The sequence below is a fragment of the Nostoc sp. genome, assembly GCF_036917315.1.
Lineage (GTDB): Bacteria > Cyanobacteriota > Cyanobacteriia > Cyanobacteriales > Nostocaceae > Nostoc.
Map to the genome: position 1 here is coordinate 40,098 of NZ_JBALDR010000069.1, position 10,775 is coordinate 50,872.

Here is a 10,775-nt window from a genome sequence, read left to right on the forward strand (position 1 = left end):
GCGCTATTAGTGCTTTATTTTTGAATTGTTAATAAGTTGACTAACTAAGAAAAATCAAACTTTTGACTGGCGACAATCATTAAGCCTCAAGTCTAGAGTAGAAACATTGTGTATAGTGTCTACCACCATGAAAGTTATTGCGCGTTTTTTGCTGCCAGTTTTTTTAATGACTTTGGCAGCAGCCTGTAACCAGACTCGCGCTAACTCAGATAATCCTACACCTCAAAAATCTGTACCTTCTGCCCAACTGACACCGAATCCTACACAGCCAAAAAATATTGTCCGTACTGAAGCACTTTCACCTACACCCATCCGCATCAATCTGAAGAATTTACCAGCACCCTTCGCAACAGAAAGCGCCTCCAAGCGGCCTGAAGTTGTGTCCATTCCAGAAAATGCGGTGCTGCGCGTACCAGGAGGCTTCACAGTAAATGTTTTTGCCGAAGGTTTAGATGCCCCACGCTGGCTAGCTTTAACCCCCACTGGTGATGTCTTAGTAACTGAAACCGGGCAAAATCGGATTCGTTTGTTGCGTGACAGCAATGGCGATGGTATAGCCGACGTTCGAGAAACATTTGCTAGTAGTGACAACGGACTCAATAGACCCTTTGGAATGGCTTTTGCAGGTAATTCCTTTTTTCTGGGAAACACAGATGCTGTAGTGCGTTTTCCCTATACTCAAGGTCAAAACCAGATTACAGGTAAGGGAGAAAAAATTGCCGATTTGCCCGCTCAAGGTTATAACAATCATTGGACGCGCAATGTCGTTGTCTCACCCGATCGCAATAAATTATATATTTCAGTTGGATCGGGAACCAATGTGGATGAAGAACCCCTACCACGGGCTTCGATACAGGTGATGAATTTAGATGGTTCCCAGCAGCAAACTTTCGCTTCCGGCTTGCGTAACCCTGTTGGTTTAGACTTTCATCCTATAACTAAGGAACTTTATACTACTGTCAACGAACGGGATGGAATTGGCGATGATTTGGTGCCAGACTATCTGACACGCGTTAAACAGGGGGCATTTTATGGCTGGCCCTATGCTTATCTAACACCAAATAACCTCGATCCGCGGCAAAAGACGGATGACAAAAGTAAACGTCCTGATTTAGTAGCCCGGACTCAAACGCCAGATGTACTGTTCCAGGCGCACTCCGCAGCATTGGGTTTACAGTTTTATGATGGTAAAACTTTTCCCAAAAAATACCAGAACGGTGCTTTTGCGGCTTTTCGTGGTTCTTGGAACCGCGATCGCGGCACTGGTTATAAAATTGTATTTGTTCCCTTCGATGCTAAAGGGCGATCGCTTGGCTACTACGAAGACTTTCTCACAGGATTTTTGCTAAATCCTTCTGTACCGAGCACTTGGGGACGGCCTGTAGGTTTACTCGTGTTGCCAGATGGCAGTTTATTACTAACAGAAGAAGCCAATAATCGGATTTATCGGATTCAGTATACGGGGAAGTGAACAATTCACGCCTTCAAACATTTAGAAATTTACGGATAGGATCTGTTGCCTAAAGTAAAGTTAGAGCAGTTGTCATCAATAAAGACGTTGTGACTGCATCTCCCTACCCACGTTTATCTCGTTTACGGTAAATTACTGATAAATACTAATACTTATCTGGTTGAGAAATAAATTATGACTCCCAATGAAAATAATACTCAGTCAAATATCAATGAATTGTCTCCACATTCAGGTACACGATATTGGGGTGAGGTAGAGGTAATCGAGGAGGGAGAAACCTATAGAATTAGTCGTGTGGAAATCAAGCCCAGGCACGGCATTAAACCACAAATTCATTATCACCGCAATGAACATTGGGTTGTAGTTTCCGGTGTAGCGAAAGTGACTTGTGGCGATGCAGAAATATTACTGAATCGAAACGAATCAACTTATGTCCCGGCTGCAACACTACATAAGGTAGATAATCCTGGGCATATTCCGCTAGTTATTCTGGAAATTCAAAATGGCGAATATTTGGGTGAGGATGATACTGAGCGCCCTTATGACTTAAACTTGGTCAAACCTGTAGCTGAAGGACAGTAAGGGTTGCAGCAGGGGAGCAGGGGAGCAGAGGGGCAGGGGAGAGAGGGAGAAATAACCAACAACGTAGTAAGACAAAATTAATTACACAAATTTCGACTGAAACTCTTATCCAGCCTAAAACCTAATGTGTAAATATTTCTATCCGATTACTTACCCAATGCCCGATGCCCAATCAAAACCATCCTTCTTGTTCTAGGGTTTCAATCAGCTGTAAGCCACGGGGATCGCCCACTCCTAATAGTGAGGCTTTGGCGTCTTCCCGGACTCCCAAATCTTGATCTTCGGCAAAGGCTTGAATTAAGGCGTCGATCGCTGTGGCATAAACTACATTAGAAGGCAATTCGCGGCACAGTTGACCAATTGCCCAAGCACTGTTGCTTCGCACCGCTGCTACGGGATCTTGGACTAAGGCTTCGATTAATGGCGGTATTGCTCCTATCACTGCTTCATAACCGACTTCTGCCATCTGTGCTAAGGCACTAGCAGCCCACAAACGCACTGCGGAAATGTCAGTTCTTAGGGCGTTTGCTAAAGGTGCTAAAGAACGGCGATCGCGACAGTTTCCTAAAGCCCAAACTACACCTTTACGTACATAGCCATTCCAATCACTGTTTAGTTGAGCAATTAACGGACTCACTGCTTCTAAACTGGGATTGCGTCCGATGCCATAAGCTGCACTTACCCGTACCAAGGGACAGGTATCAGTTAACAGGCGAATCAGATGGGGGGTAGCACGGGCATCTTCTATATCACAAAAAGCACGTGCCGCTAACATTCTTTGCTGGGCCTGGGGATTTTCCAGCAAGGCTAGCATCACTTCGGGATCGGGCTTTGCCACAACTGATTCGGCAGTTAGCGGCTCTATTTTATCTAAGGGGCTTTCTAGCTCCTCCTCAATATCGAGTAGGCTTAGATCGTCTTCGTCATACATAATTTGATTTCAATCCCAAAAAGGGATTAACACATAATCCCCCGCGCCAATAAGTTAAAGCTTTATATATATTAGTTGGGTTCTTATACATTTTCCTTTCTTCCTCGTCGAGTTTTATCCAAACGAGAACCTCCATAACTCAGACGCAACAGTAGATTATCGCTATTCTTGAGTTTATTTTTCTGCACTCAGGAATTTTACCATCCATAGGGATTGGGTTTGATAACCTAACTGATTATAAAGATTCAATGCAGGTTTGTTTGATTGAAAAACTTGCAGGCCAATTTGGCGATCGCCTCTTTGAATAGCCCAATTTTCCACATATTGCATCAAAGCAGTACCAATACCCTGTCGCCGATGTTCTGGTAAAACGTAGAGGATAAAGATGTGAGCGTGACGGTTCCCATGTACTTGATCTATAGCATTGCCCACCCAGAGGCAAGCGATCGGGGGATGCGTGGCAGAGGCGCGGAGGGGAAGAGGGGCAGAGGAGAGAGATTCTTTACTCCTTTGCTCCCCTGCTCCCCTGCTCCCCTGCTCCCCCTCCTCTTCTACCCACCACAAGGGCGTATCGCTAGAAAAGTATTGCTTAACTGTTTGCTCTAGATGGGAAAAATCCTCGTTGGGAAAAAGATCCTGGTAAGTTCGCTGCATGAATTTCAGCAATAGCGATCGCTCCAAAAGGGAGCCACGGCGAATAATATATCCAGGTAATAGTTGCTCAGACACTTAAATACATTTATTGACTTAGCTAGCTCGCGTTATGTGCTGCTGGTGGTAAATGACTTGGAGTAGATTGAGAACTTACCCCCACCTCTTCAATTGGTGCAGGTGCTGCCATATCGGAGGGTAAAAAGATCCGGGCGCTGACTGCCACTAGGGCAAAGAAAAATACTAATACTGCAAGCAGTGGGGCAATGTATTGACGAAAAATAGCCATATTTTAATTGCAAGAAGCTAGGAACTTTTATGAGAACCTAGCTGAAGATTTGTGAAGTATTCTTGATTTATTTTAGCAATTTTCTGTGCATGGAAATTGGGAATTGGGAATGGGGCATTAAGAATGGGGCATTGGGGATTAATTATTCTTCTCTGCTCCCCTGCTCCCCTGCTTCCCACACCCCTACTCCCGCTGGCGATCGCTTTCCAAGTCATCGAGTACTCTTTCGCAATACCAATTCTCCGGCATCCCAGGATAAGTTTCCTTTGCCTGTTCAATTAACCGTTCGGCTGCGGCAGTGTCACCAGATAATTTAGCAATTAGCCTGTTTTTGAGATAGCTATCAGATGAACCCTCCTCTACCTGGGTTGGTATCCCTTGATTTATGGTTGATGGAGTTGATGGTCGGGATTGTTCTCTCCGCAATTGCCAAAATAAAACGTAATAAAGTGTACCAAAAATTAAAATTAGGCTGAGTGTTCCGAAAAAAGTTAGGAGGTTAAATGCTAGAAATCCCAGAACTAACTGCGAGAGAACATACCCCAGTAATAAACCAGTGAGTAAGAGGATGAATGTGCCGACAGCAATAACTACTTGATTCCCCATATATCCTCTTCTTCGTCCTCAAGTCCTGGTCTGGATACTGCCACTGGCTGAGGGTTCCAGGGGGCAAATACTGGTAATAGGAGTAGTCCTGGTACGGCGGCGGCGATGGTAATTAAGAAAAATACAGGCCAACCCGTGCTTTGGGCGATCGCGCCTCCAGGGGCCGCCAGAATATCGCGGCTGACAGCCATTAAGCTGGATAACAAAGCATATTGGGTTGCGGAAAACCGCTGGTTACAAAGACTCATCAAAAAGGCAACAAAGGCTGCTGTCCCCAATCCACCACAAAATTGTTCTATATTGATGGCAAGTACCATAGCTTGGTAGTTTTTACCGATGTATGCTAGAAAAAAGTAAGCTAAATTACTTACTGCTTGTAGAATACCAAAAACCCAAAGCGATCGATTGATGCCAATAGCACTCAAAATTGAACCACCTGCTAAAGCACCGACAATCGTAGCAATTAGTCCCATCCCGACTTGAATTGCCCCAATGTCGGTTTTGGTGAAACCCGTTTGCAGCAAAAAAGGTGTAGTCATATTGCTTAACAAAGCATCACCTAGCTTGTATAGGGTAATGAATGCAAGCATTAGAATACCTTGAATGATGCTCTGACGCTGAAAAAATTCTTTAAAAGGTAAGATAACAGCATCACTTAGAGAAGCAGGAGGGCTAATTTCTTTAGGTTCTGGTGCGAACAAGGTAGCAAGAATACCAATTACCATTATCCCTGCCATAAACAAGTAAACCGATGACCAAGGCAGTTTTTCAGCAATTATCAAGGCTAAAGCACCTGCGGCTAATAGGGCTATTCGATAACCTAAGATAAAAACAGCTGCACCAGCCCCCATTTCTAGTTTCTCTAAAACGTCGGTACGGTAGGCATCAACGGCAATATCTTGAGTTGCACTGATAAAAGCAATGACTATGGCGTTGATGGCTAGTAGCTGTAATGCTTGTTTGGGTTGTTGAAAAGCCATGAATGCGATCGCTACAATCAAAGCAATCTGCGTCAAAATTAACCAACCCCGTCGTCGCCCCAAAACTGGCAAAGTGAACCTGTCTACCAACGGTGCCCACAAAAACTTCAAGGAATAAGGCAAACTAGCAAGGCTAAACCAACCAATAGCGGCTAAATCTACCTTCTCCTCGGTCATCCAAGCCTTTAAGGTATTACCGATTAACAATAATGGTAAACCCGATGAAAAACCTAAAAATAATAAAGCCGCCATCTTGCGACTACCGAAAACTCCCAGTAGGGATTTCATTTTCCTCATAATTTCAAATTTTTGCCTCTTTTGAGGAAATATCAATAAAATAAAACGAGTAAATCCGCAATTGTATCATTTAATTAGTACCTATAAAGGTTTGAATTATCACAGTGGCAGCAGTTCTTTATATAATCCCTAGCAGGGATTGAAACTCGTCATAGCTGCTGTGTGGTTTCCCGCAAACATGGCAAACTACCAAGATTTACTTGGGTCAAATACAAATTCAGGATAACCTTATAGTGTCAGCGTTTTCTTAACTTTCCTGAATTGGATAAACCTGATGCCCCCTGATTTCTACTCTGTGTGCAGCAAGGCATTTTTCCCAACCTTCGCGCGTACCAATGTCGCTTTTGCTATTGAGTAATCCTAATTGCTGTTCTTGTTGGGTGAGTTTAGCAAATTCTTCGTAGCCTGGGTAGTCGCTGGTGACAAATGTTTCCTTACGGTGCAAAATCGGCGGATTTGCCCTAGTTTCGTAGTCTCGGTGAGTAACGAATAGAGTTTTTAAATCAATACCGATGCTGGCTTTTAACGCCGGGTGGGGATCGGTATCGAATTCTGGGTAAGACAGATAGGATATTTGCGGCTTATCAGTGTGATATTTGATTAACGTAGCTTCATCGACACGCCCAATAGTACGGCTAGCGCAACCTTCACAAATTCGTAGTACGGGATCGAGTGCTGCAAGTGCCGAAACATGGACATAAAGCGCACCGCGTGTATGTTTACCAATTTTGCTTTTTTCGCAAGCAGTTTTAATCACCCCAGCTTTACCTAAGCTGAAAAGCTTTTGGTCGGCTACTTGACAAGCTTCCTCGTAGCTACTAAAAAAGGCTTTGATATCGTGACGCATTTCTGGGGCTAGCTTCTGCCATGCAGGACGTTTATCAAAGTGGGTGAGGGCGAGATAAACTTGGATATCGAGAGAACGACGATAAGCGATCGCATCCCATTCAGCCTCATCAGTAGCTTGCAAAACTACACCAAAGGCGCGGCGGAAGTTACCAAATTCGCTCAGTAATTCCTGTTCATTTTCCAATTCGCCTTTCACGGGTAGCCTACCGCGCTTGGTAAAGAAAGCCATGAGTGGTTGCAGCTGTTCTTCATAGTCTTCAAACCGCTTAACGGGAATGCGGACTCGCGGTGTAGAAGTCGCAGAAAAAAAGCGGATAGCTTTGTAGCTTTCTTTTTCAGATTCATCTCGAAAAACAAAATAAACGCCTAGTGCGATCGGTACTGCATCTACATTTAAGACTTCATCAATATAAGTTTTGAGTTCTTGTTGTTCGTAATATTTCTGAAAAGTATTGCGGCGCGTCACAATGCCATCATTGTAAGCAACTTGGGTTTTGCTAGGAGCGTTAATCAGGATTTGAGCCGCGACAATTAAAACTTTTCCAGTGAGTTCCCAGGCTTGGCGAAGGCTTTGACGGCGTTCTTCTGAGTCTTCAATGACGTTGAGGACATAACCCAGGTTAACCACATCGGCGGGGGTGCGTGGTACATCTGGATAGTAGTAAGGGTCCCAACCTGCACTGGTGTAGCCTAAGTTTTTTACTCGCTGCACATCACCACCGTAGCCGCAGCCGTAGTCAAAAAAAGTGGTGTCTTGATTTAAGATTGACCCTTCTATAGCCAATCGTACAGGGCGAGATAAATCAGTGCGAGCGATCGCAGCTCTATGACGCTCGATTTCTAGCGTTTCAGGCATAATAGTTAGTTGTCAGTTAACAGTGAACAGTTAACAGTCAACTAATATCCTTTCAATTTTTAACCGCCAGTTCAATTAAATCTTCAATTTTCTTGATATTTGGATCGCCTGCTAAGTAGCCAATACCGCGATGCAAATGTAAGCGGAATTGAGTGGCGAGGGTTTCTTTGTCGGTGGGATAACCGTCATTGTGACAGCGTTGCTTAAGGGCGAGGAGGAGTATATCAGACATTTCGCCACCAAAAACCCGCCAACTCATTTCGACATTGCTATCTTGGGGAATTGGGACGGGGGAGGGTGTGGTTGATTCTGCGAGTGAACGACAAAATGCCCAACGGCATAAGATATTCCATTGGTCGATTTTGGTGCTGCGCTTAAGTTTGGTAAGTTGGTCTTTAGCTGTTTGGGAAAGTTTTATTCTTTCGATGGGTGATTCCATTATCTTCCTAAAAATTGAGGTAGTTTTCGTTCATAAACCCAAGCAGTAGCGAACCGTAGTTTCGACTTCAATCATCTTTGAGTCAGAAATGTTGCCAGATGGATCGGCAGGAAAGCGATTTGGATCTAAAGAACGAATTTGAAAACATAAAAATACTGTTTCTATAAGCAATCCACTATCACTTGCAGAGACTCGGATATTAGTTGGATAATCACGCTTAATATTTGTTCCTTTCGTACCAACAATTACAGTCACAACCAAAAGGGATTGATTTATAGCGGTTATAGATAACACTAAAACTGGTCTTGTTCCTGCCTGTTTTCGACCCAGCACCAGATTAAGATTGACAAAATAAATTTGTCCTCTTTCGATGCTCACAGCTTTTGCAAACCATTCATTTCTGTAATACTAAATTCATTATTAATAGTGGTAATTTCTGTTTTTATATCTAAATCAATAGCCATTGCAGCTAGTTGTTCATTCATATATTTAACATCAGTAAATTTATTTACTATTTGCTTTCTTTCTTGCACTTGTTTTGCGATCCGTTCTAATAACCATTCTAATTCTTCTAATGACAGAACACGTAAGTCGTTCTCTATTTTTAATACATGGGGCGAGTTCATAATTGCTTATCTACTTTCCAAAGGTCGTGATATATATTGTAAATATGTTTTTTAGACGATATCTACTACCAGAAATATTGATTTTCTACCACTGTTGTTTGGCGGGTGGAGGAGTCGTATTTGAGCAGGTATTCGCGGGCGATCGCTTCATTTTCTCGCAGTGTTTCTACTTCTTTTTTACCAATCTCAGTATCCGTAGATAACAAAATTACTTGATGGCTGGCGGATGGAAAGTAACGTTCAACTAAGTTGCTGCGGTGAGATGAGTCTAGTCTACCTAGTGGCGTATCGATTGCTACTGGTAGGCGGTGTCCAGAGACTTTGGCTAAACCCCAGAGGAATGCGATCGCAAGTAGTTGTTTTTCGCCTGCTGATAAACGATGTTTTGGAACAGGTTTACCATTTAAATCGTAAAGCAAAAGGCTAAAAGTCTTAGTATCAATAGTGATGCGATGCACTAAATCTGATTTATGGAGGAGATAAAGGAAGCAGTTTTTAACTTCCTCCTCTAATTTATTGAGTTTCCGCAGAGTTAATTTTTCACGAAAAATCTTAAGTGTGTTTTGAACTTTAGCCGCAGAGGTAATAATATGTTCGCTATTTTTATGCTTAATATTTTCTACGGTATAATCACTTAATTCTCTTTTTGACTTAGCAATAATAGTTTCTAACTCAGCTAAACGACGGCGGATTGTTTCGTAATTTGCTTTGGCTTCAACGACTTGATTTTGTGCCGCTTCTAGTGCTTGGCGCAGCTTTGTATAATCTTCTGGTGCTGCTGCTGTTTGCACTTGCCTTTCTAGAGTATGAATTTCTTCTTCTTTATTTCTGAGAATAGCTAATTTCTCTTTTGCAGAAAGTTTAGAATTTTGTAAGTGATATATGAGATTATCTAGCTGACTTAAAGTTTCATCATCAGCTAATAGCCAAGGTGCTTCTGTCTGGATAGTCTTTGCGTATAGACTATCTACATCTTGGATTAAAAATGATTGGATTTTTTCAACTTCTATCGGGGAAATTTCGACTTGATTTAGCCAAGTTAGTAAACGCTGATCTCGCTCAATTAACAAATCTTTAGAAATCTGTATCTGTTGATGGCGAAATTCTTTTTCGCCCTGTGCTTGCGCCTGATTAAGCAAATTGGGAATTAATGCCAGAGGTAAAACATCAGCTGCTAATTCACACATCGACTGACGTACTTGTTCGATTTCCGCAGTTTTTGTATCCTGTTGTAGTTCTAGTTGATTGCGTTCTGCTGCAATCTTCCCACCTTCAGAAATAAATTTATCAAAGGCTTCTTGCTGCTTTTGTTCTAACTCTTCTACCTGATTTTTGAGAATTTCTACTTTCTCTTCTGTGGTTTGATAATCTTCTTGCTGTTGGGTTAACCTAGTTTCAATTTCCTCTAGGTTTGCTAAATCCTTACTATTACCAACTTCTTTAAGTTTACGGTTAACTAAAATATCTAAATCAACTGCTAAACGGTCTGCTAACTCTAACCCTAAAAGTCCGCGTATTGCGTCTACTACAACTGGTGGTGGTGTTTCTTGTTCTGCGAGTTCTTTAACTTGTTCACCATCAAAGAGAAATAAGTTAGAAATACCTAATGGCAAAAGATTTTCAATATATTCATCCCATATATTAACTAAAGCATCAGGCCAGGTATCACTGTCACCTAAAATACCTAACGTATCTTTGCCATCTTTAGGATTTTTTACCCAACTACGCACAACACGGTATTTTATTGGTTTATCGTTTTCAATATGTTCAAAAAGCAACTCAATCCGGGTGTCTGCAACTGGATCAATTTTATTGTTAACGCATTGATTGAGAAAATCACTATAACTTAAATTACCACGGGTAGAACATTGGGCACGAGCGCCATAAAGGGCGAGACGAATGGCATCCATAAGCGTGGTTTTTCCACCACCATTCATCCCACCTAAGAGGATGATTGGGTGTGAGTTTTCCTCATCAATTTTTGGGTTAAGATTGATTACCTGTTTACCACTGTAGGGGCCAAAGTTTTGTAGAACGAGTTCAAGAAATATCATAATTGGAGATTATTAAATACCGGGTGAAGTGAAGAATACCGGGCGAATGGAATGAGACTGTTGGCGAATTAAAAGAGGGTGAAACCAAACATCCCATAAAAATGGCAAAGGAATTATGATGAAGCAGAAGTAAAAAGAGCAGCA

Annotated in this window: 12 protein-coding genes; 2 read left to right on the forward strand and 10 right to left on the reverse strand. The window is 42.3% G+C overall.

Features of this window, described 5'->3' with window-relative positions; all coding sequences use genetic code 11:
• Window positions 1-127: 127 nt before the first annotated feature.
• Both V7K84_RS32450 and V7K84_RS32455 read left to right on the forward strand, forming a co-directional pair.
• Window positions 128-1,471, forward strand: a complete 1,344-nt coding sequence (locus tag V7K84_RS32450) for a PQQ-dependent sugar dehydrogenase (RefSeq protein WP_334844367.1) — start codon at window positions 128-130, stop codon at window positions 1,469-1,471.
• Between the two features lie 174 nt (window positions 1,472-1,645).
• Window positions 1,646-2,053 (forward strand): phosphomannose isomerase type II C-terminal cupin domain, encoded by a 408-nt coding sequence (locus tag V7K84_RS32455; protein ID WP_069068995.1) that lies wholly within the window; start codon window positions 1,646-1,648, stop codon window positions 2,051-2,053.
• A 172-nt stretch (window positions 2,054-2,225) separates the two neighbouring features.
• Here V7K84_RS32455 and V7K84_RS32460 read toward each other — a convergent pair whose 3' ends face one another.
• From V7K84_RS32460 to dndD, 10 genes are all read right to left on the reverse strand, one after another.
• The gene (locus V7K84_RS32460) at window positions 2,226-2,984 is read right to left on the reverse strand and encodes a HEAT repeat domain-containing protein (RefSeq protein ID WP_334844372.1); all 759 of its coding nucleotides are present in this window, start codon (window positions 2,982-2,984) and stop codon (window positions 2,226-2,228) included.
• Window positions 2,985-3,158: 174 nt separating this feature from the next.
• Window positions 3,159-3,713 carry a GNAT family N-acetyltransferase gene (locus V7K84_RS32465; RefSeq protein ID WP_334844373.1) on the reverse strand — a complete coding sequence of 185 codons (555 nt, stop codon included), beginning with the start codon at window positions 3,711-3,713 and terminating at the stop codon, window positions 3,159-3,161.
• Between the two features lie 22 nt (window positions 3,714-3,735).
• Window positions 3,736-3,924, reverse strand: a complete 189-nt coding sequence (locus tag V7K84_RS32470) for a hypothetical protein (protein WP_334844376.1) — start codon at window positions 3,922-3,924, stop codon at window positions 3,736-3,738.
• A 183-nt stretch (window positions 3,925-4,107) separates the two neighbouring features.
• Window positions 4,108-4,530, reverse strand: coding sequence for an ABC transporter permease (locus V7K84_RS32475; RefSeq protein WP_094353027.1), 423 nt, complete (start codon window positions 4,528-4,530; stop codon window positions 4,108-4,110).
• A complete protein-coding gene (locus tag V7K84_RS32480) occupies window positions 4,515-5,807 on the reverse strand; it encodes an AmpG family muropeptide MFS transporter (RefSeq protein WP_334844377.1) in 1,293 nt (430 codons plus the stop codon). Before V7K84_RS32480 ends, V7K84_RS32475 begins: the two co-directional genes overlap by 16 nt.
• Window positions 5,808-6,054: 247 nt before the next feature.
• Window positions 6,055-7,512, reverse strand: coding sequence for a DNA phosphorothioation-associated putative methyltransferase (locus V7K84_RS32485; RefSeq protein ID WP_334844379.1), 1,458 nt, complete (start codon window positions 7,510-7,512; stop codon window positions 6,055-6,057).
• A gap of 52 nt (window positions 7,513-7,564) precedes the next feature.
• Window positions 7,565-7,951 (reverse strand): DNA sulfur modification protein DndE, encoded by a 387-nt coding sequence (gene dndE, locus V7K84_RS32490; protein ID WP_094345020.1) that lies wholly within the window; start codon window positions 7,949-7,951, stop codon window positions 7,565-7,567.
• 30 nt (window positions 7,952-7,981) lie between these two features.
• The gene (locus tag V7K84_RS32495) at window positions 7,982-8,329 is read right to left on the reverse strand and encodes a type II toxin-antitoxin system PemK/MazF family toxin (protein WP_334844381.1); all 348 of its coding nucleotides are present in this window, start codon (window positions 8,327-8,329) and stop codon (window positions 7,982-7,984) included.
• Window positions 8,326-8,577, reverse strand: a complete 252-nt coding sequence (locus tag V7K84_RS32500; protein WP_334844383.1) for a hypothetical protein — start codon at window positions 8,575-8,577, stop codon at window positions 8,326-8,328. Before V7K84_RS32500 ends, V7K84_RS32495 begins: the two co-directional genes overlap by 4 nt.
• A 65-nt stretch (window positions 8,578-8,642) precedes the next feature.
• Window positions 8,643-10,631 carry a DNA sulfur modification protein DndD gene (dndD, locus tag V7K84_RS32505; RefSeq protein ID WP_334844385.1) on the reverse strand — a complete coding sequence of 663 codons (1,989 nt, stop codon included), beginning with the start codon at window positions 10,629-10,631 and terminating at the stop codon, window positions 8,643-8,645.
• Between the last annotated feature and the right edge of the window lie 144 nt (window positions 10,632-10,775).

Coding starts and splice junctions, on each gene's coding strand:
- dndE (WP_094345020.1), bottom strand. CDS start 7,951: ATGGAATCACCCATCGAAAGAATAAAACTTTCCCAAACAGCTAAAGAC.
- V7K84_RS32475 (WP_094353027.1), bottom strand. CDS start 4,530: ATGGGGAATCAAGTAGTTATTGCTGTCGGCACATTCATCCTCTTACTC.
- V7K84_RS32480 (WP_334844377.1), bottom strand. CDS start 5,807: ATGAGGAAAATGAAATCCCTACTGGGAGTTTTCGGTAGTCGCAAGATG.
- V7K84_RS32500 (WP_334844383.1), bottom strand. CDS start 8,577: ATGAACTCGCCCCATGTATTAAAAATAGAGAACGACTTACGTGTTCTG.
- V7K84_RS32455 (WP_069068995.1), top strand. CDS start 1,646: ATGACTCCCAATGAAAATAATACTCAGTCAAATATCAATGAATTGTCT.
- dndD (WP_334844385.1), bottom strand. CDS start 10,631: ATGATATTTCTTGAACTCGTTCTACAAAACTTTGGCCCCTACAGTGGT.
- V7K84_RS32460 (WP_334844372.1), bottom strand. CDS start 2,984: ATGTATGACGAAGACGATCTAAGCCTACTCGATATTGAGGAGGAGCTA.
- V7K84_RS32450 (WP_334844367.1), top strand. CDS start 128: ATGAAAGTTATTGCGCGTTTTTTGCTGCCAGTTTTTTTAATGACTTTG.
- V7K84_RS32485 (WP_334844379.1), bottom strand. CDS start 7,512: ATGCCTGAAACGCTAGAAATCGAGCGTCATAGAGCTGCGATCGCTCGC.
- V7K84_RS32470 (WP_334844376.1), bottom strand. CDS start 3,924: ATGGCTATTTTTCGTCAATACATTGCCCCACTGCTTGCAGTATTAGTA.